The organism is Mesorhizobium sp. PUT5 (assembly GCF_052216645.1).
Lineage (GTDB): Bacteria > Pseudomonadota > Alphaproteobacteria > Rhizobiales > Rhizobiaceae > Mesorhizobium.
In genome coordinates, this window is the sequence record NZ_JBQOSO010000003.1 from 2,938,559 (window position 1) to 2,960,230 (window position 21,672).

Consider the following 21,672-nt stretch of genomic DNA (forward strand, 5'->3'; position numbering starts at 1 on the left):
GTGCGGCGGGCCATTGCAAGCACGCGGCGGGCTATAGCCCGTCTGCCATGTGCTCGATCATTGCCATTCACCATTCACTATTGACCATCTACCATCCTCATCTCGTCACGAACACCGTCACCAGCGGCTTCTTGCCCCAGGCCTCGTTGGCCGCGGCGCGCACGGCCCGGCGCACGGATTCCTGCACGAGATCCAGGTCTTTTCGGCGCTGGCGGGGGATGGAGTCCACCGCGCCGATTGCCGCATCCAGCATCATGTCTTCCAGCAGGTTGCCGCCGGCATCGGCTTCGGCCACGCCGATCGCCACCAGATCCGGGTCGCCGGCCAGTTCGTAGCGGTCGTCCAGCACCACATTGACCGCGACATGGCCGGCGAAGGAGAGCTTGCGCCGGTCGCGGATGCCCATGGCCTCGTCGGTGCCGGTGAGCCTGCCGTCCTTGTAGATGCGCCCATAGGGCAACTGGTCGATGATGGTGGCCGCTCCGGGGGCGAGCCGCAGCATGTCGCCGTCGCGCACCTGCGCCACCTGGCCGATGCCCGATACGGCCATCAGCGATCCCTGCGCCACCAGATGCGCGGCCTCGCCATGCACCGGCACGCCGATCCTGGGCCGCACCCATTGGTACATCTGCCGCAGCTCCGCCCGGCGCGGATGGCCGGACACATGCACCAGCGCATCGCCATCCTCGATGATCTTCATGCCGAGGTCGATCAGCCGGTTCTTGATCTCCAGGATCGCCTTCTCGTTGCCGGGGATCGTGCGCGAGGAGAAGATGACCGTGTCGCCGGCCGTCAGCGCCACCGACTTCATCTCGTCGCGCGACAGCTTGGCGAGCGCGGCCAGCGGCTCGCCCTGGCTGCCGGTGCAGATGACCACGAGGTTCTCGCGCGGGATGAAGCCGTAGTCTTCCTCCGCGACGAATTCCGGCAGGCCGTCCATGTAGCCGAGCTCGGAGGCCACGTCGACGACGCGCTTCAGCGAGCGGCCGAGCAGCAGGCACTGCCGCCCGGCATCGCGCGCGGCTTCCGCGATGGAGCGTATGCGCCCGACATTGGAGGAAAAGGTGGTGACGGCCACGCGCCCCTTGGCCTGCTCGATCAGGTTCTTCAGGCTGGCGCCCACCGCCTGCTCGGAAGGCGAATCCCCCTCCCTCAGCGCGTTGGTGGAATCGCAGATCAGCGCCAGCACGCCCGCATCGCCATAGGCGGAAAGCCGCGCCCCGTCGGTCTTCGGCCCTATGGCCGGCGCCGGATCGATCTTCCAGTCGCCCGTGTGGATGACGACGCCCGCCGGCGTGGTGATGGCCAGCGCCATCGGCTCGGGAATGGAGTGCGCGACCGGGATCGCCTCGATCTCGAACGGGCCGACGGTGAACTTTTCGCCGCCCCGATAGACGGTGACCGGAATCTTCGGCGCGCCCTGCTCGCCCTGCCGCTTGGCTTCGAGCAGGCCGGCGGCGAAGGGCGTCATCCACACCGGCGCCTTCAGCTTCGGCCAGATCTCGTGCAGCGCGCCGTAGTGGTCCTCATGCGCATGCGTGATCACGATGCCGCGCAGGGCGCCGACATTCTCCTCGATGAAGCGCGTGTCGGGCAGGATCAGGTCGACGCCCGGATGCGCCGCGTCGGGAAAGGTCACGCCGACATCGACGACCAGCCACTCGCGCGCATTGGCCGGGCCGTAGCCGTAGAGAGCGAAGTTCATGCCGATCTCGCCCACGCCGCCGAGCGGCGCGAATACGAGTTCGGCATTCTTGTCGTTCGCCATTTCCTGTCCTTTCAAGCCGCTTGCCGCGGTCAGGTCGCGGCTGCCGAAGCCACCGCACCGAAATGCACGTCGCCGGCGGCGACCGTCAGCCTTGTCCCGTCGCTCCCGCGGATCACGAAACGGCAGTCCTCGTCAATGGTTTCGAAGGTGCCGCGCACCACATTGCCGTCAATCCTGACAGCAACCTCGCCGCCCAGGCCCGCCGCCCGCTCCAGCCAGCGGCCGCGAATGGCGGCCACGCCGTGGCCCTCGTTCCACAGCCGCGCGTTGTCGCTCCAGGCGTCGGAGAGCGCCAGGAACAGCGTCTCGGCGTCGCAGTCCGATCCCAGCGCGCTGAGCGACGTCGCCGGATAGGGAACGTCCTGCGGGTGCGCCACCACGTTGACGCCGATGCCGACCGCCACGGCGAAGCGCCCGCCCTCGAGCATCGTGGATTCCAGCAATATGCCGGCGAGCTTGGCCCCGGAGGCCAGCACGTCGTTCGGCCATTTCAGCTCGAAGCGGTTGCGCCCGGCGCTCGCCCCGTCGACGGCAACGGCGATACGGCCCTTCGGCACCACGGCGTCGAGCGCATCCGCCAGCGCCAGGCCCGCGACGAAGCCCAGCGTGGCGGCGTGCTTCAGGTCGCCGCCGGGCAGCAGGAGCAGCGTTGCCGCCAGGTTCCCGTGCGGCGTCGCCCAGGCGCGGCCGCGCCGGCCCCGCCCGCTTTCCTGGCTTTTCGATACGATCCATAGCCGGCCGGGATCGCCCGTGCGGGCACGATCGATCGCCAGCGCATTGGTGGACCCGACCGTCTCGTGCGCCTCCAGCCTGTAGCCGTCGAGGGCCGCCGTCGGCGCCAGAGCAAATGCCATGGCCTCAGAAGAAGCTCTTGGCGGCCGCCTGCGCCATGGTGCCGATCGGTCCGCCGATCAGCACGTAGAACAGCACGAACGCGCCCGAGAGGCCGAGCACCACCCTCAGTTCGCCGGCCATCGGCTGGAAACCGCCGACCTGCTCGTCGAACCACATGATCTTGATGATGCGCAGGTAGTAGAAGGCGGCCACGACCGAGGTCAGCACGCCGATGACGGCCAGCGGGTAGAGCCCGGCATTGATGGCGGCCAGGAACACGTACCACTTCGCCCAGAAGCCCGCCAGCGGCGGAATGCCGGCCAGCGAGAACAGCAGGATGGTGAGGATGGTGGCCATGACCGGGTTGGTGTGGGAGATGCCGGCGAGATTGCCGATGTCCTCGACCTGCTGGTCGTTGCGCCGCATGGCCAGGATGAAGGCGAAGGTACCGAGCGTCATGGCCACATAGATCAGCATGTAGATGACGACGCCGCGCACGCCGGCCTGGCTGTTGGCGGCAAGCCCCACCAGCGCGAAGCCCATATGGCCGATGGAGGAATAGGCCATCAGGCGCTTGAAGTTGCGCTGTCCGATGGCGGCGAACGAGCCGAGCGCCATCGAGGCGATGGAGATGAACACGACGACCTGCTGCCAGTCGCCGGCCGCCGGATGGAACGCGTCCATGGTGACCCGCAGGATGAGCGCCATCGTCGCCACCTTGGGGGCCACCGCGAAGAAGGCCGTCACCGGCGTCGGCGCGCCCTCGTAGACGTCGGGCGTCCACATGTGGAAGGGCACCGCCGAGATCTTGAAGGTCAGTCCGGCCAGGATGAAGACCAGCCCGAACAGCACGCCGAGCTGCCGCCCCTGCCCCGCCACGGCCGAGACCACGTCGAAGGAGACCGAGCCGGTGTAGCCGTAGGTCAGCGAGATGCCATAGAGCATCATGCCGGTGCCGAGCGCGCCGAGGACGAAATATTTCAGCCCCGCCTCTGCCGAGCGCAGGTTTTCGCGATGGATCGCGGCCACCACATAGAGCGCCAGCGACTGCAGCTCGAAGCCGAGATAGAGCGCGATCATGTTGTTGGCCGAGATCATCAGCATCATGCCGAGCGTCGACAGCATGACCAGCACCGGATATTCGAAGCTGTCGTAGCGCTGCGTCTTGGCGTAGCGCACCGACATGATGAGCGCCACCGCCGAGCCCGTCAGCGTCAACAGCTTCATGAACAGGGCGAACGCGTCCTGCTTGAAGGCGCCGCCATAGGCGACGCCCTCGCCGGTCTGGAACAGCATCCAGGCGCCCGCGACGGCCATCACCACGACGGCGAGCGTCGTGACGAGCGTGCTGGAATTGCCGCGCGAAAAGGCGCCGATCATGAGCAGCGCCATCGCCCCCACGGCGAGGATCAGCTCCGGAACGGACAGGGACAGGCTGGAGAGAAGGTCCGGCGTCATGGGTTCGCTAGCCTCTTTGTCTGCTCAGTTCGCCGACGCGGTCTGCGCGGACTGGATGGATGCCGTGACGTTCGTGACCAGCGACTTCACCGACTGTGCCGTGGCATCGAAGATCGGCGCGGGATAGACGCCGAAGAAGATGATGAGCACCACCAGCGGATAGATCACCGCCTTCTCGCGCGCGGAAAGGTCGAGCATGCTCTTCAGCGTGTCCTTGGTCAGCGCGCCGAAGATGATCTTGCGGTAGAGCCACAACGCATAGGCCGCCGACAGGATCACGCCGGTCGCCGCGAACACGGCCACCCAGGTGTTGACGCGGAAGGCGCCCAGCATGGTCAGGAACTCGCCGATGAAGCCGCTGGTGCCCGGCAGGCCGACATTGGCCATGGTGAAGATCAGGAACACCGTGGCGTATTTGGGCATGTTGTTGGCCAGGCCGCCATAGGCCGCGATCTCACGCGTGTGCACCCGGTCGTAAATGACGCCGACGCACAGGAACAGCGCGCCCGAGACCAGCCCGTGCGACAGCATCTGGAACAGCGAACCCTGGATGCCCTCCTGGTTCATGGCGAAGATGCCCATCGTCACGAAGCCCATATGGGCGACGGAGGAATAGGCGATCAGCTTCTTCATGTCCTCCTGCATCAGCGCCACCAGCGAGGTGTAGATGATGGCCACGACGGAAAGCGTGAAGACCAGCGGCGCGAACATCTCCGAGGCGAGCGGGAACATCGGCAGCGAGAAGCGCAGGAAGCCGTAGCCGCCCATTTTCAGCAGGATGCCCGCCAGGATGACCGAACCCGCCGTCGGCGCCTCGACGTGCGCGTCCGGCAGCCAGGTATGCACCGGCCACATCGGCATCTTCACCGCGAAGGAGGCGAAGAAGGCCAGCCACAGCCAGGTCTGCATGGTGGCCGGGAAGCCGTGCGACAAAAGCCGGGCGATGTCGGTGGTGCCGGATTCGTAGAACATGGCCATGATGGCCAGCAGCATCAGCACCGAGCCGAGCAGCGTGTAGAGGAAGAACTTGAACGAGGCATAGACGCGCCGCTTGCCGCCCCACACGCCGATGATGATGAACATCGGGATCAGGCCGCCCTCGAAAAAGACGTAGAACAGCACCAGGTCGAGCGCGCAGAACACGCCGACCATCAGCGTTTCCAGGAGCAGGAAGGCGATCATGTAGGCCTTCACGCGCGTCTGGATCGATTCCCACGAGGCCAGGATGCACAGCGGCATCAGGAAGGTGGTCAGGATGACGAACAGCATGGAAATGCCGTCGACGCCCATGTGGTAGGAGATGCCGGAATCCAGCCAGTCGTGCTTCTCCACCATCTGGAAGCCGGCCTGCGAATTGTCGAAGCCGGCCCAGATGAACAGCGACAGCACGAAGGTGACGATCGTCGTCAGCAGCGTGATCGAGCGGATGTTACGGCGCGCGCTTTCGCTGTCGTCGCGGATCAGCAGGATCAGGACGATGCCGACCAGCGGCAGGAAAGTGACCGTGGAAAGGATTGGCCAGTCCGTCATCAGAGCATCATCCAGGTGATGAGTGCGGCAACGCCGATCAGCATGGCGAAGGCATAGTGATAGAGATATCCGGTCTGCAGCTTGACCACGCGGTTGGTGACGTCGATCACCCGCGCGGAAACGCCGTCAGGCCCGAACCCGTCGATGATCGTGCCGTCGCCGGTCTTCCACAGGAACCGGCCGAGCCACTTGGCGAAGCGCACGAACAGGAAGTCGTAGAGTTCGTCGAAATACCACTTGTTGAGCAGGAAGGCGTAGAGCCCCCGGTGCTGCGCGGCAAGGGTGCGCGGCGCCTGCGGCGAGCGGATGTAGAACACCCACGCCACATAGAGCCCGATCAGCATGGCGACGAAGGGCGACAGTTCCACCCACAGCGGCGTCTCGTGCATGTCGTGCAGGATATGGTTGTCCGGCAGCGTGAACAGCGAAGCCTTCCAGAACTCGGCATAGCCCTCGCCGATGAAGGAGTGGGCGAACAGCACGCCCGCAAACAGCGCGCCCGCCGCCAGCAGGTAGAGCGGCACCATCATCACCGGCGGCGATTCGTGCACATGGTGCATCACCTCCTCGCTGGCGCGCGGCTCGCCGTGGAAGGTCATGAAGATCAGCCGCCAGGAATAGAAGGACGTGAAGCAGGCGGCGATGACCAGCAACACGAAGGCGAAGCCCGCGACCGCGTTGTGGCCCACGAAGGCCGCCTCCACGATGGCGTCCTTGGAGAAGAAGCCGGCCGTGCCGATGATCGTGGCCGGGATGCCGACGCCCGTGAGCGCCAGCGTGCCGATGATCATCATCCAGTAGGTGTTGGGAATGAGCTTCCTGAGGCCGCCCATCTTGCGCATGTCCTGCTCGTCGGACACGGCATGGATGACCGAGCCGGAGCCGAGGAACAGCAGCGCCTTGAAGAAGGCGTGCGTGAACAGGTGGAAGATGGCGACGCCGTAGGCGCCGACGCCCAGCGCCACGAACATGTAGCCGAGCTGCGAGCAGGTCGAATAGGCGATGACGCGCTTGATGTCGTTCTGCACCAGGCCCACGGTCGCGGCGAAGAAGGCGGTGATCGCCCCGATGAAGGTCACCACCAGCAGGGCCGTGTGCGACAGCTCGAACAGCGGCGACAGGCGCGCCAGCATGAAGACGCCGGCCGTCACCATGGTCGCGGCATGGATCAGCGCCGAGACGGGCGTCGGGCCTTCCATGGCGTCCGGCAGCCAGGTGTGCAGCGGCACCTGCGCCGACTTGCCCATGGCGCCCATGAACAGCAGCAGGCACACCACCGTCATCGCCGCCGACTTGTCCAGCGCATAGCCCAGGAAGGTCAGCACATCCGCCCCTTCGGTCCCGCCCTGCGCCGGCAGATAGGTGGCGGCATTGGCGAAGATGGTGGACAGGTTGACCGAGCCGAACAGCACGAACACGCCGAAAATGCCGAGGATGAAGCCGAAGTCGCCGACGCGGTTGACGACGAAGGCCTTGATGGCGGCGGCGTTGGCCGAGGGCTTCTTGTACCAGAAACCGATCAGCAGGTAGGAGGCGAGGCCCACGCCTTCCCAGCCGAAGAACATCTGGATGAGGTTGTCGGACGTCACCAGCATCAGCATGGCGAAGGTGAACAGCGACAGATAGGCGAAGAAGCGCGGCCGGTCCGGATCGTGGTGCATGTAGCCGATCGAGTAGATATGCACCAATGCCGACACTGTGTTGACCACCACCAGCATAACCACCGTCAGCGTGTCGACGCGCAGCGCCCAGGCCGCATCGATGCCGCCGGACTGGATCCAGCGCAGCACCGGCACGGTGAAGACGTCGCCCGTGCCGAAGGCGACCGTGAAGAAGGCGACCCACGACAGCACCGCCGAGACCACCAGCAGGCCGGACGTGATGAATTCGGACGCCCGGGCGCCCAGCGAATTGCCGAACAGCCCGACGACCAGGAAGCCGATGAGGGGGAGGAAGACGATAGCCTGGTACATGTCAGCCCTTCATCATGTTCACGTCTTCGACCGCGATCGAGCCGCGGTTGCGGAAGAAGACGACGAGGATCGCCAGCCCGATCGCGGCCTCCGCGGCCGCCACCGTCAGCACGAACAGCGCGAACACCTGGCCGACCAGGTCGCCGAGCGCGGCGGAGAAGGCCACGAAATTGATGTTGACCGAAAGCAGGATCAGCTCGATCGACATCAGGATGACGATGACGTTCTTGCGGTTCAGGAAGATGCCGAACACGCCGAACGTGAACAGCAGCGCCGAAACGGTCAGATAATGCGCGATGCCGACGGTCATGTCAGATGCCCTTCCCCGTCTCGACCTTCTTGATTTCGATCGCCGTGGCCGGCGTGCGGGCGACCTGCCCGGGGATCGACTGGCGCTTGATGCCCTTCTTGTGGCGCAGCGTCAGCACGATGGCGCCGATCATCGCCACCAGCAGGATGAGGCCGGCCACCTCGAAGTAGTAGAGGTAGTCGGTGTAGAGTATGTCGCCGAGCGCGGCCGTGTTCGACCGTGTCGCGAGATCCGGTATCGGCTGCGCGATGGAGGACGAAAGCTCCGGCGAGAACACGTAGCCGCCCAGCACCACGATCAGTTCCGCCGCCAGGATCAGCCCCACCAGCGCGCCGATCGGCGCATATTGCAGGGCGCCGCTCTTGAACTCGGCGAAATCGACGTCGAGCATCATCACCACGAACAGGAACAGCACCATGACCGCGCCGACATAGACGACGACCAGGATCATCGCCAGGAATTCGGCGCCGGTCAGCAGGAACAGCCCGGCGGCGTTGAAGAAGGTGAGTATCAGGAACAGCACCGAATGCACGGGGTTGCGCGCCGAGATGACCATGAAGGCCGACGCCACGCCGACAAAGGCGAAGAGGTAGAAGAAGGCCGCCTCTAGTCCGTTCAACATTGGGGTTCCCCCGGTTTCCTGTGCGGGCGCAGCACCACAGCGCCCTGCCCGTTTTCCTGGGCCTCGCAGCGCCTGCCGCGTCGAAGCCGCGTGTTCCTAGCGCATGTTCCGATCGGGTTCAAAGACCCGATCGAAAGAAACATGCGCCACTTCAAAGTTCAGGAGGACGATCCCGTCCGAAAAGTCTGGAACTTTTCGGGATCTTCCCCCGGACGACCACTTGCCGCCCGTCCGTCTCGGAGCCGTCAGCGATACGGCGCGTCCATGTCCATGTTGCGCGCGATCTCGCGCTCCCAGCGGTCGCCGTTGGCGAGCAGCTTGTCCTTGTCGTAGTAGAGCTCCTCGCGCGTCTCCGTGGCGAACTCGAAATTCGGTCCCTCCACGATGGCGTCGACCGGGCAGGCCTCCTGGCAGAAGCCGCAATAGATGCACTTCACCATGTCGATGTCGTAGCGCACCGTGCGGCGCGTGCCGTCGTTGCGGCGCGGCCCGGCCTCGATGGTGATGGCCTGCGCCGGGCAGATCGCCTCGCACAGCTTGCAGGCGATGCAGCGCTCTTCGCCGTTCGGATAGCGGCGCAGCGCGTGCTCTCCGCGGAAGCGGGGCGAAACCGGCCCCTTCTCGTGCGGGTAGTTGATCGTCTCCTTGGGCGCGAAGAACTGCCTTATCCCCAGCAGGTAGCCGACGACGATATCTTTCAGCAGCAGCGCCTTGGCTGCCTGGGCCAGAGCCGACATCACGCAAATCCCGTAATCTTGAGGAAGGCGGCGGTGGCCACGACCATGAACAGCGAGATCGGCAGGAAGACCTTCCAGCCCAGCCGCATGAGCTGGTCGTAGCGGTAGCGCGGCAGCACCGCCTTCGCCATGGAGAAGATGAAGAACACGAAGCAGACCTTGAGCACGAACCAGACCACGCCCGGCACCCAGGTGAAGGGCGCGAAGTCCACCGGCGGCAGCCAGCCGCCCAGGAACAGGATCGTGGTCAGCGCGCACATCAGCACCACCGCGACATATTCGCCGAGGAAGAACAGCAGGAACGGGGTCGAGGAATATTCGACCATGTGGCCTGCCACCAGCTCGGACTCGGCCTCGACGAGGTCGAAGGGCGGCCTGTTGGTCTCGGCCATGGCCGAGATCATGAAGATGACGAACATCGGGAACAGGCCCAGCCAGTGCCAGTCCAGGAAGGAGTTGGGCAGGCCGAAGATCGTGCCCAGCCCGTCGCGCTGCGAAAGCACGATGTCCTGCAGGTTCAGCGAACCCACGCACAAAAGCACGGTGACGATGACGAAGCCGATGGAGACCTCGTAGGACACCATCTGCGCGGCCGAGCGCAGCGCGCCGAGGAACGGGTATTTCGAGTTCGACGCCCAGCCCCCCATGATGACGCCGTACACCTCCAGCGAGGAGATGGCGAAGACGTAGAGGATGCCGACATTGATGTTGGCGATCGCCCAGTTCTCGTTGACCGGAATCACCGCCCAGGCCGAAATGGCCAGCACCGCCGAGACCAGCGGGGCAAGCAGGAACACGCCCTTGTTGGCGCCCGAGGGGATGACCGGCTCCTTGAACACGAACTTGAACAGGTCGGCAAAGGCCTGGAACAGGCCCCACGGCCCGACCACGTTGGGGCCGCGCCGCAACTGCACCGCCGCCCAGATCTTGCGGTCGGCATAGAGGATGTAGGCCACGAAGATCAGCAGGACGACGATCAGCACCACCGATTTCAGCAGGATGAGCAGCGCCGGCAGCACGTAGAAGGAGAAGAAGGTGTCCATGTCGGCCATTACTCCGCTGCCTGGCTGAAGTTGCTCAGCGCAAGCGCCGAGCATTCGGCCATCACCGCGGAAGCGCGTGCGACCGGGTTGGTCAGGTAGAAGTCCTTCACCGGCGACACGAAGGCGCCCTTGTCCAGCCGGCCGCCGAGTTCGGCGACCCTTGCCACCTCGTCGGCGCTGCCGTGCGCGATCTGGTCGATGCGGGCCAGATGCGGGAACTCGCCATAGAGCTTGGCGCGAAGCTGCGCCAGCGAATCGAAGGGCAGCCGCTTGCCGAGCACGTCGGACAGAGCCCGCAGGATCGCCCAGTCCTCGCGCGCGTCGCCCGGCGCGAAGCCGGCGCGGTTGGCCATCTGCACGCGGCCTTCGGTGTTGACGTAGGTGCCCGACTTCTCGGTGTAGGCCGAGGCGGGCAGGATGACGTCGGCGCGGTGCGCGCCGGCGTCGCCATGCGTGCCGATATAGACGACCGTGCCGGCGGAAACCCTGGTCATGTCGATCTCGTCGGCGCCGAGCAGGAACAGCACGTCGCTGCCGGCCATCATGCCTTCGACATCCTTGCCGCCCTCCCCGGGGACGAAGCCGATGTCGAGGCCGCCCACGCGCGCGGCCGCATGGTGCAGCACGGCCAGTCCGTTCCACTCAGGCGAGACCGCGCCCACGGCAAGCGCGAGCTTGGCCGTCAGGCCCAGCACGGCCGCGCCGTCGGTACGCGCCAGCGCGCCCTGGCCGACGATGATGAGCGGACGCTCCGCCTTCTTCAGCGCCTGGAAGAACTTGCCCTTGCCTTCGGCCAGTTCCTTCAGCGTCTCGGGACCGGCCCCAAGCTGCTCGTAGTCGTAGCGCAGGTCGCCCATCTCGCCGATCACGCCGATAGGCAGCGGGCCAGCGCGGAAGCGCTTGCGGATGCGCGCATTGAGCACCGAAGCCTCGAAGCGCGGGTTGGCGCCGACGATCAGCACGGCGTCGGCCCGTTCGATGCCCTCGATGGTGGGGTTGAAGATGTAGCTTGCCCGCCCCAGCGAGGGGTCGAGCGCGGCGCCGTCCTGCCGGCAATCGAGGTTCCTCGAGCCAAGCCCGGCCATCAGCAGCTTCAGCGCATACATTTCCTCGACCGCGGCGAGATCGCCGGCGATGGCGCCGATCCTGTCCGGCGCGGCCTTCGACACCGCCTCGCGGATCGCCGAGAAGGCTTCCGCCCAGCTTGCCGGCGCGAGCTTGCCGTTGCGGCGCACATAGGGCCGGTCGAGGCGCTGGGTGCGCAGTCCGTCCCAGATGAAGCGGGTCTTGTCGGAGATCCACTCCTCGTTCACGTGGTCGTTGTTGCGCGGCAGGATGCGCATCACCTCGCGGCCGCGCGAATCGACGCGGATGGAGGAGCCGACCGCGTCCATCACGTCGATGGTTTCGGTCTTGGTCAGTTCCCACGGCCGCGCCTGGAAGGCATAGGGCTTGGACGTCAGTGCGCCGACCGGGCACAGGTCGATGACGTTGCCCTGCAGCTCCGACGTCATGGCGCGTTCGAGATAGGTGGTGATCTCCATGTCCTCGCCGCGGCCGGTCGCGCCCAGCTCGGAAATGCCGCCCACCTCCGTGGTGAAGCGGATGCAGCGCGTGCAGTGGATGCAGCGCGTCATGATCGTCTTGACCAGCGGCCCGATATATTTGTCCTCGACCGCGCGCTTGTTCTCGTAGAAGCGCGAGGAATCGACGCCGAAGGCCATGGCCTGGTCCTGCAGGTCGCACTCGCCGCCCTGGTCGCAGATCGGGCAGTCGAGCGGGTGGTTGATGAGCAGGAACTCCATCACCCCTTCGCGCGCCTTCTTGACCATCGGCGTGTTGGTGAAGATTTCCGGCGCCTCGCCGTTGGGGCCGGGGCGCAGGTCGCGCACGCCCATGGCGCAGGAGGCCTGGGGCTTGGGCGGCCCGCCCTTCACCTCGACAAGGCACATGCGGCAGTTGCCGGCGATCGACAGCCGTTCATGGAAGCAGAAGCGCGGTATTTCCGCGCCCGCTTCCTCCGCCGCCTGAAGCAGCGTGTAGTGGTCCGGCACTTCGATCTCTTTTCCGTCGACCTTCAGCTTCGCCATGTCGCCTCGAACCTTCGCGGGAAACCCGCAATCCTTTTCGCCGCGCGGCACCGGCCGCGGCGGCAGTCAATTCACCGTTTCGTTCCGCCGGAGAGCGGCTGCACCGTCTGCCTCGCCGTGCGGGCTTCGGCCTGCGCCTGCTCCATCAGCGCTTTCGCCCGTGCCCGCGCCTTGGCAAGGGTCGCCGCCGACGAACCGGCCGGCCCGCCGGCCTGCGCGTCCGCCATGCGCTGCGAGGCCTCGGCCAGGCCGGTCAGCGTGCCCATCCAGACGCCGAGCATGTGGCTGGCCACGCCGAGCCCCAGCGCCGACATGGCCGCAGCCCCGGCGACCGGATGCGCCAGCATGTTGACCGCGCCCGCCATCTCCTTCGGCACCAGGCTTTCCAGCTTTTCCTGCATCGTCTCGAATTCGCTCATCGGGCCGCCGCCTTCATCCGGGCCTCCGGTCCATCACTCCGCCGCCGCCAGCACCGGCTCGGCACGATTGGCATTGCGCGAGAACTCGTCGATGCGCCGCTCGATCTCAGGACGGAAATTGCGGATCAGGCCCTGGATCGGCCACGCGGCCGCATCGCCCAGCGCGCAGATCGTGTGGCCCTCGACCTGCTTGGTGACGTCCAGCAGCATGTCGATCTCGCGCTTCTGCGCCTCGCCGCGCACCAGCCGCTCCATCACGCGCCACATCCAGCCCGTGCCTTCGCGGCAGGGCGTGCACTGCCCGCAGCTCTCGTGCTTGAAGAAATAGGACAGCCGCGCGATCGCCTTCACGATGTCGGTGGACTTGTCCATGACGATCACGGCCGCCGTGCCGAAAGAGGACTTCAGCTCGCGCATGCCGTCGAAATCCATATGGGCATCGAGGATGTCCTCGCCCTTCACCACCGGGCAGGAGGCGCCGCCGGGGATCACCGCCAAAAGGTTGTCCCAGCCGCCGCGCACGCCGCCGCCATGCTTTTCGACCAGTTCGCGGAAGGTGATGCCCATCTCCTCCTCGACCGTGCAGGGCGTGTTCACGTGGCCGACCAGCATGAACAGCTTCGTGCCGACATTGTTCGGCCGCCCGATGGAGGAGAACCAGGCCGCGCCGCGCCGCAGGATGGTGGGCGCCACCGCGATCGATTCGACATTGTTGACCGTGGTGGGGCAGCCGTAGAGGCCGACATTGGCGGGGAAAGGCGGCTTCAGCCGCGGTTGGCCCTTCTTGCCCTCCAGGCTTTCCAGCAGCGCCGTTTCCTCGCCGCAGATATAGGCGCCCGCGCCGTGGTGGACGTAGATTTCGAAATCGTAGCCGTTGATGTTGTTCTTGCCGATCAGCCGGGCCTCATAGGCCTCGTCGATGGCGCGCTGGAGCGCTTCGCGCTCGCGGATGAATTCGCCGCGGATATAGATGTAGGCCGCAACCGCGCCCATGGCGAAGCCGGCCAGCAGGCAGCCCTCGACCAGCGTGTGCGGATCGTGGCGCATGATGTCGCGATCCTTGCAGGTGCCGGGCTCGGACTCGTCGGCGTTGACCACCAGATAGGACGGCCGCCCGTCGCTCTGCTTGGGCATGAACGACCATTTCAGCCCGGTCGGGAAGCCGGCGCCTCCGCGCCCGCGCAGGCCCGACGCCTTCATCTCGTTGATGATCCAGTCGCGGCCCTTGTCGATGATGGCCTTGGTGCCGTCCCACGAGCCGCGCGACATCGCGCCCGCCAGCGACCTGTCGAAGCGGCCGTAGATATTGGTGAAGATGCGGTCCTTGTCCTGAAGCATTTTTCGTCCCTCAGACCGGCTTCTTGCCGAACACGCGGATATATTCCTCCACACCGCCCTTGGCGAGCGCCTTGGCCTGCTTCACCCAGTCCTCGCGCTCGATGCGGCCGTGGAAGTTGAGATAGCCGTCCACCCAGGCGCGCTCGGCCTTCTTCCACGAAGCCACCTGCGCGAAGGTGTAGATGCCGAGTTCGTGCAGCACGGCCTCGTTCTTCGGCCCCACCCCCGAGATCAGCTTGAGGTCGTCGACGGCCGTCGGCTTCTCGATGCCCTTGGGTCTGTCCTTGTGATCCAGCGACGGCCGGGCCGCGGCCTTCTCGGCCTTGGCGCTCGTCTTGACCGGCGAAGGCGACTTCACCGCCTCGTTGGTCTCGACCGCGTCGGTCTTGTGGCGGGCCGCCTTGGAGGGCGGCACCTCGGCCGCCCCGGCCGCCTTCCCGCCCGACTTGCCGCGGGAGGATTTCAGCACCGCCTTCTCGTCCGACAGCGACGTGAAGCCGCCGGCCGGCGCGGAATAGAAGCGGTCGGTCTGCGGGCCGGTCTCGATCGTGGCGCCCTTGCCGGCCTCGAAGGCGTCGATGATCTCGGCCAGCCGCTCCGGCGTCAGGTCCTCATAGGTGTCCTTGAAGATCATGACCATCGGCGCGTTCACGCAGGCGCCCTGGCACTCGACCTCTTCCCAGGACAACGTGCCGTCCGCATTGAGATGGAGAGGGTCGTGGTGAATTTTCGACCGGCACACCTCCATCAGTTCCCCCGCCCCCATCAGCATGCAGGGCGTGGTGCCGCAGACCTGCACATGGGCGCGCGTGCCCACGGGACTGAGCTGGAACTGGGTGTAGAAGGTGGCGACTTCCAGCCCGCGTATATAGGGCATGGCCAGCATGTCGCAGACGGTCTCGATCGCCGCCTTGGTGACCCAGCCCTCCTGCTCCTGCGCCAGCATCAACAGCGGGATGATGGCCGACTGCTCGCGGCCCTTGGGATATTTTGCGATCCATTTCTTCGCAGCCGCGGTGTTCGCCTTGTTGAAGGCGAAGCCTGCCGGCTGGACTTGTGGCTCTGCGAGACGGCGGACACTCATTAGCGGTCGACCTCACCGAAGACGATGTCGAGGGAACCCAGCACGGCGGTGACGTCGGCCAGCATGTGGCCGCGGCACAGGAAATCCATGGCCTGCAGGTGGGCGAAGCCGGGCGCGCGCAGCTTGACGCGATAGGGCTTGTTGCTGCCGTCGGACACGAGATAGACGCCGAACTCGCCCTTGGGCGCCTCGACGGCCGCATAGACCTCGCCGGCGGGCACGCGGTAACCCTCGGTATAGAGCTTGAAATGATGGATCAGCGCTTCCATCGAGCGCTTCATCTCGCCGCGCTTGGGCGGCACGACCTTGCCGTCCTCGTTCGAAACCGGGCCGGTGCTGTCCTTGCCGAGCAGGCGGTCCACGCATTGGCGCATGATCCTGGCCGACTGGCGCATCTCCTCCATGCGGATGAGATAGCGGTCGTAGCAGTCGCCGTTCTTGCCGACCGGAATGTCGAATTCCATTTCCGGATAGCATTCATAGGGCTGCGACTTGCGCAGGTCCCAGGCCGCGCCCGAGCCGCGCACCATGACGCCCGAAAAGCCCCAGGCCCAGGCGTCCTCCAGCGAGATAACGCCGATATCGGCATTGCGCTGCTTGAAGATGCGGTTTTCCGTCAGCAATTCGTCGAGGTCGTCGACCGACTTCAGGAACGGGTCGATCCACTTGCCGATGTCCTCGATCAGCCGGGCCGGCAGGTCCTGGTGCACGCCGCCGGGCCGGAAATAGGCCGCATGCATGCGCGAGCCGGAAGCGCGCTCGTAGAACACCATCAGCTTCTCGCGCTCGACGAAACCCCACAGCGGCGGCGTCAGCGCGCCCACGTCCATGGCCTGCGTCGTCACGTTGAGCACGTGGCTCATGATGCGGCCGATCTCGGAATAGAGCACCCGGATCAGTTGCCCGCGCTTCGGCACCTCGATGCCCAGCAGCCGCTCCGCGGCGAGCGCGAAGGCGTGTTCCTGGTTCATCGGCGCGCAATAGTCGAGCCGGTCGAGATAGGGCACGGCCTGCAGGTAGGTCTTGTGCTCCATCAGCTTCTCGGTGCCGCGATGGAGCAGCCCGATATGCGGATCGACGCGGTCGACCACCTCGCCGTCGAGCTCCAGCACGAGGCGCAGAACGCCGTGCGCGGCCGGGTGCTGCGGGCCGAAATTGATGTTGAAGTTGCGGACAGACGTCTCAGCCATTTCGGCCCACCGTGTGAATGGTGAATAGTGAATGGTGAATGGTCATAAGGCCACATCCGATCGGTCCAGCGACCGAACCAGCGACACCAGCCGCCTGCCCAGCCGGTCGCAGAGCGCGTTCAGTTCGGTATGGCTTTCGGCCGGCAGAAGCCCCACCCTTGTGCATAGCGCGGCGTGCGTCTCCAATTCCTTGAGCGAGCCCTGCGCGATCCTGAGAAATTGTATGAATGCCCCGCGCTGCGCCCGACCGAATCCCTCGGCGATATTTGCCGGAACGGACGCCGCCGCACGGCGCATCTGCGACGTCATGCCGAAAGCCTCCTCGCGCGGGAACCCGCGCGTGCGCAAATAGACCAGCTCGGCGATATCCATCGCCTCTTTCCAGACGACTAGATCGCGATAATCGCGTATCCGGTCCGCCTTGTCGTCCATTCACCATTCACCATTCACCATTCACTGCTTCGCCTTTTCGTCGCCCGGCAGCACGTAGTCCGTGCCCTCCCACGGGGACAAAAAGTCGAAGTTGCGGAATTCCTGCTTCAGCTCGACCGGCTCGTAGATCACGCGCTTGGCCTCGTCGTCGTAACGCACCTCGACGAAGCCGGTCAGCGGAAAGTCCTTGCGCAGCGGATGCCCCTCGAAGCCGTAGTCGGTGAGGATGCGGCGCAGGTCGGGGTGGCCCGAGAACAGCACGCCGTAAAGATCGTAGGTCTCGCGCTCGAACCAGTCGGCGCCGGGCCACACACCGGTGACGGAAGGCACCAGAGTCTCCTCGTCGGCCTCCACCTTCACGCGGATGCGCAGGTTCCTGGTCGGCGACAGAAGGTGGTAGACCACGTCGAAGCGCTTTTCCCGCGAGGGATAATCGGCGCCGCACACGTCGATGATCGACACGAAGCGGCAGCCGGGATCGTCGTGCAGGAAGGTCGCCGCCTTCACGATATCGGCGGGCGCCACCTTTATCGTCAGTTCGCCGCAGGCGAGCACGCAGTCGAGGACCGCCTCGCCCAGCTTGCCCTTCACATGGGCAGCGAGATCATTCAGGGCTTCGCTCATGATGTTACCGTTCGATCGTGCCGGTGCGGCGAATCTTCTTCTGCAGCAGAAGAAGGCCGTAGAGCAGCGCTTCCGCGCTCGGCGGACAGCCGGGCACGTAGATGTCCACCGGCACGATGCGGTCGCAACCACGCACCACCGAGTAGGAATAGTGATAATAGCCGCCGCCATTGGCGCACGAGCCCATGGAGATGACGTAGCGGGGCTCCGGCATCTGGTCATAGACCTTGCGCAGCGCCGGCGCCATCTTGTTGGTCAGCGTGCCGGCCACGATCATCACGTCGGACTGGCGCGGAGAGGCGCGCGGCGCGATGCCGAAGCGCTCGCTGTCGTAGCGCGGCATGGCCTTGTGGATCATCTCCACCGCGCAGCAGGCGAGGCCGAAGGTCATGTACATCAGCGAGCCGGTGCGCGCCCAGGTGATCAGCGCCTCGGCGGAGGTGACGAGAAAACCCTTGTCGGCCAGTTCGTCGTTGATGCCGACGAAAAACGGATCGTCGGAGCCGACAGGCTTGCCGGTCTTCGGGTCGAGAATGCCTTTGGGTCGCGGCGCGACGAGCGTGCCGGAATTGTCGTTCAATCCCATTCCAACGCTCCCTTCTTCCATTCATAGGCGAAGCCGATGGTCAGCACCGCCAGGAACACCATCATCGACCAGAAGCCGAGCATGCCGATCTCGCCGAAGGAGACCGACCACGGGAACAGGAACGCCACTTCCAGATCGAAGATGATGAACAGGATCGACACCAGGTAGAAACGGATGTCGAATTTCATGCGCGCATCGTCGAAGGAATTGAAGCCGCACTCGTAGGCCGACAGCTTTTCCGGGTCAGGATTGCGGTACGCGATAACGAACGGCGTCACGATAAGCGCGAGGCCGACGACCAGCGCCACGCCGATGAAGATGACGACAGGCAGATATGAAACCAGAAGTGCGTTCATGCTGCGAATTCCGTTGGCGGCCGATCCGCCCAGATTTGCAGCGCGGAGCCAGAATGCCGAAGCGCGGCCGTTTTCACACGCCGGACCGATCGGACAGCCCTTGCTGCAATGCGGCGAGGGTTAGCGCAGCGGTCCTTGCGAAGCAAGTCCAACCTTGTCCGAAAAGCGGCAGGAAACGGCTCCTGCGGCAAAAGCCCGCCCATCTTTGCCCATTTGATTTTCCTTACCTTTTCACTCAACTTTTTCTCCTGACACCGATACCGCCACTTGCCTGCTAGCATTGCCGGAATCGGGTTGCCTGCCGGCTCGTCCTTCAGGCAGCTATTTTGGCTCGAGGCAGGGGCACTTCGCGCATGAAGGACGGCATTTCGCTCGCAACGGCCCGCCGCATCGCGCTCGCGGCCCAGGGCTTTTCCGATCCACGTCCCGCGGGCCAGCCCGACCGACGGCATCTGGCCCGCGTGCTCGCCCGCACCGGCCTGCTGCAGATCGATTCCGTCAGCGCGGTGGTGCGAGCGCACTATATGCCGCTCTATTCCCGGCTGGGTCCCTACCCGCTGGCATTGCTGGATGCCGCCGCCGCCGGCCGCAGGCGCAGCCTGTTCGAATATTGGGCGCATGAGGCCTCGCTCCTGCCCGTCACGACCTGGCCGCTGCTGCGCTGGCGCATGGAGCGCGCGGGGCGCGGGGAAGAGATGTATGCCGGGCTGGCGAAGTTCGGCCGCGAGCGCGCAGCCTATGTCGAGGAGATATTCCGCATCGTGGCCGAGCGCGGGCCGGTCGCCGCCTCCGACCTCGACGGCCAGAAGGGCAAGGGCGGCTGGTGGGGCTGGAGCGACGCCAAGCACGCCTTCGAATGGCTGTTCTGGGCAGGCCGCATCACCACCTCCCACCGGCGCGGCTTCGAACGTTTCTACGACCTGCCCGAACGGGTGCTGCCCGCAGCGGTGCTCGACCTGCCGACGCCATCTCCGGCGGACGCCCACCGCGAACTCCTGCGCATCGCGGCCCGCGCCCACGGCATCGGCACGGCAAGCTGCCTGCGCGACTATTTCCGCCTGTCTCCCGCCGACATGAAGGGCCGCATCGAGGAACTTGTGGAGGAAGGCGAACTCCTGCCCGTCCGCGTCGAGGGCTGGGGAAAGCCGGCCTATCTGCACCGGGATGCGCGCATTCCCCGCAAGGTCGCGGCCCGCGCGCTGCTGGCGCCCTTCGATCCGCTGGTGTTCGAGCGCGACCGGACGGAAAGGCTTTTCGGCTTCCGATACCGCATCGAAATCTACACCCCGGCGGCAAAGCGGCAATATGGCTACTATGTCCTCCCGTTCCTGCTGGGCGAGCGGCTGGCGGCGCGCGTCAACCTCAAGGCCGACCGGCCCGCCGGGGTGCTGCGCATCCATGCCGCCTACGCCGAAGACGGCGCGCCGGCCGAGACCGCCGTGCAACTCCTCGAGGAATTGAAGCTGATGCAGAGCTGGCTCGGCCTCGGCCGCCTGGAGGTGACGCCCGCCGGCGACCTCGGTCCGGCGCTTGCTGACACGGCCATGTCGTAGGCGCGCGTTGACAGCGCGCCCCGCCCAAGCCTAAATCCGGCCATGACGGTTCTTCTCCCTTCACGGGGAGAGGCTAAGAGGGAATGCGGTGCGGGGTCCGAAAACTCCAAATCCGCGGCTGTCCCCGCAACTGTAAGCGGCGAGCCGAGGCCGAAAGCCACTGGGAACTTCCCGGGAAGGCGGCACCGAGGCGACGACCCGCGAGCCAGGAGACCTGCCGTCACTCGAAACGAATCCGTTCGCCTGGCGGGTGCCCCGGGCAAGGAGTTGATGTGGACCGCGACGGCTTTTTCCCGGCCAAGACGCAGGACGCGCCGTCCGGCAGCGTGACCATTCTGGTCTGCTCGACCTGCCGCGACGCCACCGGCGCGGATACCCACCCCCGCCCCGGAGCGCTGCTCGCCGAAGCCACCCGCGACGCCGCCGCCCGCCACGACATCCGCGTGCATGCGGTCGAATGCCTCGGCAACTGCAAGCGCCGCCTCAGCGCCGCGCTGCTGCGCGACGGCGCCTGGAGCTACGTCTTCGGCGATCTTGCCCCCGACAGCGGTCCCGACCTCGTCGCCGGCGCAAAACTGCTCGCAGCCTCCGAAGACGGCCTCATCCCCTGGCGCGGCCGCCCCGATTGCCTCAAGCGCGGCCTTGTCGCGCGCATTCCTCCCCTCGACCATCTGAAGGAGCCGTCATGACCGCATCCGCCGCCCGTGTTCCCTGCACCGTCGTCACCGGCTTCCTCGGTTCCGGCAAGACCACGCTGATTCGCCACATCCTCGAAAACGCCGGCGACAAGCGGCTGGCCCTCATCGTCAACGAATTCGGCGACGTGGGCGTGGACGGCGAGATCCTGAAGGGCTGCGGGGTGGAGGCCTGCCCGGAGGAGAACATCGTGGAACTGGCCAACGGCTGCATCTGCTGCACCGTGGCCGACGACTTCGTCCCGGCCCTCGACCAGATCCTGTCGCGCACGCCGCGCGTCGACCACATCCTGATCGAGACGTCCGGCCTGGCATTGCCCAAGCCGCTGGTGCAGGCGTTCCAGTGGCCCACGGTCAAGAGCCGCGTCACCGTGGACGGCGTGGTGGCCGTGGTCGACGGCGCCGCCCTTGCCGCCGGCCAGGTGGCCTCCGACATGGACGCGCTGGCCGCCCAGCGCGCCGCCGACGAAACGCTCGACCATGACGACCCGGTCGAGGAGGTGTTCGAGGACCAGGTCGCCTGCGCCGACCTGGTCATCCTGTCCAAGCACGATCTGGTGGACGAGGCGGGTGCGGCGCGCGCCAACGCCCTCCTCGGCGGGCATGTCGGGGCAGCCGTGAAAGTGGTGCCGACCGCGCATGGCAGGGTGGACCCTTCCGTGCTGCTCGGCCTCGGCCTTGCCGTGGAGGACGACATCGACAACCGCAAGAGCCATCATGACGGCATGGCGGACCACGAGCACGACGATTTCGACAGCTTTGTCGTCGAGATCCCTTCCGCCTCCGATCCGGACGAGCTTGCGCGCCGTGTCGCCGCAGCCGCCGAGGCCGAGAACGTGCTGCGCGTGAAGGGCTTCGTGGAGATCGCCGCCAAGCCCATGCGGCTTCTGGTGCAGGCCGTCGGCCCGCGCGTGAACCACTATTACGACCGCGCCTGGACACCGCAGGACGACCGCCGCTCGCGGCTGGTGGTGATCGGCCTCAAGGGGCTGAACCGCCCGGCGATCGAGAAGATATTGCAGGGATAGTC

General features: G+C 65.9%; 21 protein-coding genes and 1 riboswitch. Of the genes, 3 read left to right on the forward strand and 18 right to left on the reverse strand.

Features of this window, described 5'->3' with window-relative positions:
- Positions 1-97 precede the first annotated feature (97 nt).
- The 18 genes from ACTDI4_RS15820 to ACTDI4_RS15905 all read right to left on the reverse strand — a co-directional run bounded on the left by ACTDI4_RS15820 (position 98) and on the right by ACTDI4_RS15905 (position 18,394).
- Entirely contained in the window at positions 98-1,768 is a 1,671-nt protein-coding gene (locus ACTDI4_RS15820) for a ribonuclease J (protein ID WP_442842046.1), read from the reverse strand.
- A 29-nt stretch (positions 1,769-1,797) separates the two neighbouring features.
- Entirely contained in the window at positions 1,798-2,622 is an 825-nt protein-coding gene (locus ACTDI4_RS15825; RefSeq protein WP_442842047.1) for a biotin--[acetyl-CoA-carboxylase] ligase, read from the reverse strand.
- A gap of 4 nt (positions 2,623-2,626) precedes the next feature.
- Complete coding sequence (gene nuoN, locus ACTDI4_RS15830; RefSeq protein ID WP_442842048.1) at positions 2,627-4,060, reverse strand: NADH-quinone oxidoreductase subunit NuoN; 1,434 nt, start codon at positions 4,058-4,060, stop codon at positions 2,627-2,629.
- A 24-nt stretch (positions 4,061-4,084) separates the two neighbouring features.
- Positions 4,085-5,590 carry an NADH-quinone oxidoreductase subunit M gene (locus ACTDI4_RS15835; protein ID WP_442842049.1) on the reverse strand — a complete coding sequence of 502 codons (1,506 nt, stop codon included), beginning with the start codon at positions 5,588-5,590 and terminating at the stop codon, positions 4,085-4,087.
- Positions 5,590-7,563: an NADH-quinone oxidoreductase subunit L gene (nuoL, locus tag ACTDI4_RS15840; RefSeq protein WP_442842050.1), complete on the reverse strand. Its 1,974-nt coding sequence runs from the start codon at positions 7,561-7,563 to the stop codon at positions 5,590-5,592. The genes ACTDI4_RS15835 and nuoL overlap by 1 nt, the downstream gene beginning before the upstream one ends.
- Position 7,564: 1 nt before the next feature.
- The gene (gene nuoK, locus ACTDI4_RS15845; RefSeq protein WP_315923651.1) at positions 7,565-7,873 is read right to left on the reverse strand and encodes an NADH-quinone oxidoreductase subunit NuoK; all 309 of its coding nucleotides are present in this window, start codon (positions 7,871-7,873) and stop codon (positions 7,565-7,567) included.
- A 1-nt stretch (position 7,874) separates the two neighbouring features.
- The gene (locus ACTDI4_RS15850) at positions 7,875-8,495 is read right to left on the reverse strand and encodes an NADH-quinone oxidoreductase subunit J (RefSeq protein WP_442842051.1); all 621 of its coding nucleotides are present in this window, start codon (positions 8,493-8,495) and stop codon (positions 7,875-7,877) included.
- Between the two features lie 245 nt (positions 8,496-8,740).
- On the reverse strand, positions 8,741-9,232 hold the full coding sequence (gene nuoI, locus ACTDI4_RS15855) for an NADH-quinone oxidoreductase subunit NuoI (protein WP_442842052.1): 492 nt from the start codon (positions 9,230-9,232) through the stop codon (positions 8,741-8,743).
- A complete protein-coding gene (gene nuoH, locus ACTDI4_RS15860; RefSeq protein ID WP_442843377.1) occupies positions 9,232-10,275 on the reverse strand; it encodes an NADH-quinone oxidoreductase subunit NuoH in 1,044 nt (347 codons plus the stop codon). Before nuoH ends, nuoI begins: the two co-directional genes overlap by 1 nt.
- An 8-nt stretch (positions 10,276-10,283) precedes the next feature.
- A complete protein-coding gene (nuoG, locus tag ACTDI4_RS15865; RefSeq protein ID WP_442842053.1) occupies positions 10,284-12,365 on the reverse strand; it encodes an NADH-quinone oxidoreductase subunit NuoG in 2,082 nt (693 codons plus the stop codon).
- A gap of 71 nt (positions 12,366-12,436) precedes the next feature.
- Entirely contained in the window at positions 12,437-12,784 is a 348-nt protein-coding gene (locus ACTDI4_RS15870) for a hypothetical protein (RefSeq protein ID WP_442842054.1), read from the reverse strand.
- Positions 12,785-12,817: 33 nt separating this feature from the next.
- Entirely contained in the window at positions 12,818-14,122 is a 1,305-nt protein-coding gene (nuoF, locus tag ACTDI4_RS15875) for an NADH-quinone oxidoreductase subunit NuoF (RefSeq protein ID WP_442842055.1), read from the reverse strand.
- Between the two features lie 10 nt (positions 14,123-14,132).
- Entirely contained in the window at positions 14,133-15,206 is a 1,074-nt protein-coding gene (nuoE, locus tag ACTDI4_RS15880) for an NADH-quinone oxidoreductase subunit NuoE (protein WP_442842056.1), read from the reverse strand.
- Positions 15,206-16,396: an NADH-quinone oxidoreductase subunit D gene (locus tag ACTDI4_RS15885; protein ID WP_442842057.1), complete on the reverse strand. Its 1,191-nt coding sequence runs from the start codon at positions 16,394-16,396 to the stop codon at positions 15,206-15,208. The genes nuoE and ACTDI4_RS15885 overlap by 1 nt, the downstream gene beginning before the upstream one ends.
- A 42-nt stretch (positions 16,397-16,438) precedes the next feature.
- The gene (locus tag ACTDI4_RS15890; RefSeq protein ID WP_442842058.1) at positions 16,439-16,828 is read right to left on the reverse strand and encodes a four helix bundle protein; all 390 of its coding nucleotides are present in this window, start codon (positions 16,826-16,828) and stop codon (positions 16,439-16,441) included.
- Positions 16,829-16,849: 21 nt separating this feature from the next.
- Positions 16,850-17,452, reverse strand: coding sequence for an NADH-quinone oxidoreductase subunit C (locus tag ACTDI4_RS15895; RefSeq protein WP_442842059.1), 603 nt, complete (start codon positions 17,450-17,452; stop codon positions 16,850-16,852).
- Positions 17,453-17,456: 4 nt separating this feature from the next.
- Positions 17,457-18,038 (reverse strand): NuoB/complex I 20 kDa subunit family protein, encoded by a 582-nt coding sequence (locus tag ACTDI4_RS15900; RefSeq protein WP_442842060.1) that lies wholly within the window; start codon positions 18,036-18,038, stop codon positions 17,457-17,459.
- Positions 18,029-18,394: an NADH-quinone oxidoreductase subunit A gene (locus tag ACTDI4_RS15905; RefSeq protein ID WP_442842061.1), complete on the reverse strand. Its 366-nt coding sequence runs from the start codon at positions 18,392-18,394 to the stop codon at positions 18,029-18,031. The genes ACTDI4_RS15900 and ACTDI4_RS15905 overlap by 10 nt, the downstream gene beginning before the upstream one ends.
- 353 nt (positions 18,395-18,747) lie before the next feature.
- Here ACTDI4_RS15905 and ACTDI4_RS15910 point away from each other — a divergent pair, with 353 nt between their 5' ends.
- From ACTDI4_RS15910 to cobW, 3 genes are all read left to right on the forward strand, one after another.
- Positions 18,748-19,947 carry a winged helix-turn-helix domain-containing protein gene (locus tag ACTDI4_RS15910; protein ID WP_442842062.1) on the forward strand — a complete coding sequence of 400 codons (1,200 nt, stop codon included), beginning with the start codon at positions 18,748-18,750 and terminating at the stop codon, positions 19,945-19,947.
- A 29-nt stretch (positions 19,948-19,976) separates the two neighbouring features.
- Positions 19,977-20,183: riboswitch (cobalamin riboswitch) on the forward strand.
- Between the two features lie 36 nt (positions 20,184-20,219).
- A complete protein-coding gene (locus tag ACTDI4_RS15915) occupies positions 20,220-20,636 on the forward strand; it encodes a DUF1636 family protein (protein WP_442842063.1) in 417 nt (138 codons plus the stop codon).
- Positions 20,633-21,670: a cobalamin biosynthesis protein CobW gene (cobW, locus tag ACTDI4_RS15920; protein WP_442842064.1), complete on the forward strand. Its 1,038-nt coding sequence runs from the start codon at positions 20,633-20,635 to the stop codon at positions 21,668-21,670. Before ACTDI4_RS15915 ends, cobW begins: the two co-directional genes overlap by 4 nt.
- Positions 21,671-21,672: the final 2 nt, after the last annotated feature.

Coding starts and splice junctions, on each gene's coding strand:
- ACTDI4_RS15820 (WP_442842046.1), bottom strand. CDS start 1,768: ATGGCGAACGACAAGAATGCCGAACTCGTATTCGCGCCGCTCGGCGGC.
- ACTDI4_RS15825 (WP_442842047.1), bottom strand. CDS start 2,622: ATGGCATTTGCTCTGGCGCCGACGGCGGCCCTCGACGGCTACAGGCTG.
- nuoN (WP_442842048.1), bottom strand. CDS start 4,060: ATGACGCCGGACCTTCTCTCCAGCCTGTCCCTGTCCGTTCCGGAGCTG.
- ACTDI4_RS15835 (WP_442842049.1), bottom strand. CDS start 5,590: ATGACGGACTGGCCAATCCTTTCCACGGTCACTTTCCTGCCGCTGGTC.
- nuoL (WP_442842050.1), bottom strand. CDS start 7,563: ATGTACCAGGCTATCGTCTTCCTCCCCCTCATCGGCTTCCTGGTCGTC.
- nuoK (WP_315923651.1), bottom strand. CDS start 7,873: ATGACCGTCGGCATCGCGCATTATCTGACCGTTTCGGCGCTGCTGTTC.
- ACTDI4_RS15850 (WP_442842051.1), bottom strand. CDS start 8,495: ATGTTGAACGGACTAGAGGCGGCCTTCTTCTACCTCTTCGCCTTTGTC.
- nuoI (WP_442842052.1), bottom strand. CDS start 9,232: ATGTCGGCTCTGGCCCAGGCAGCCAAGGCGCTGCTGCTGAAAGATATC.
- nuoH (WP_442843377.1), bottom strand. CDS start 10,275: ATGGACACCTTCTTCTCCTTCTACGTGCTGCCGGCGCTGCTCATCCTG.
- nuoG (WP_442842053.1), bottom strand. CDS start 12,365: ATGGCGAAGCTGAAGGTCGACGGAAAAGAGATCGAAGTGCCGGACCAC.
- ACTDI4_RS15870 (WP_442842054.1), bottom strand. CDS start 12,784: ATGAGCGAATTCGAGACGATGCAGGAAAAGCTGGAAAGCCTGGTGCCG.
- nuoF (WP_442842055.1), bottom strand. CDS start 14,122: ATGCTTCAGGACAAGGACCGCATCTTCACCAATATCTACGGCCGCTTC.
- nuoE (WP_442842056.1), bottom strand. CDS start 15,206: ATGAGTGTCCGCCGTCTCGCAGAGCCACAAGTCCAGCCGGCAGGCTTC.
- ACTDI4_RS15885 (WP_442842057.1), bottom strand. CDS start 16,396: ATGGCTGAGACGTCTGTCCGCAACTTCAACATCAATTTCGGCCCGCAG.
- ACTDI4_RS15890 (WP_442842058.1), bottom strand. CDS start 16,828: ATGGACGACAAGGCGGACCGGATACGCGATTATCGCGATCTAGTCGTC.
- ACTDI4_RS15895 (WP_442842059.1), bottom strand. CDS start 17,452: ATGAGCGAAGCCCTGAATGATCTCGCTGCCCATGTGAAGGGCAAGCTG.
- ACTDI4_RS15900 (WP_442842060.1), bottom strand. CDS start 18,038: ATGGGATTGAACGACAATTCCGGCACGCTCGTCGCGCCGCGACCCAAA.
- ACTDI4_RS15905 (WP_442842061.1), bottom strand. CDS start 18,394: ATGAACGCACTTCTGGTTTCATATCTGCCTGTCGTCATCTTCATCGGC.
- ACTDI4_RS15910 (WP_442842062.1), top strand. CDS start 18,748: ATGAAGGACGGCATTTCGCTCGCAACGGCCCGCCGCATCGCGCTCGCG.
- cobW (WP_442842064.1), top strand. CDS start 20,633: ATGACCGCATCCGCCGCCCGTGTTCCCTGCACCGTCGTCACCGGCTTC.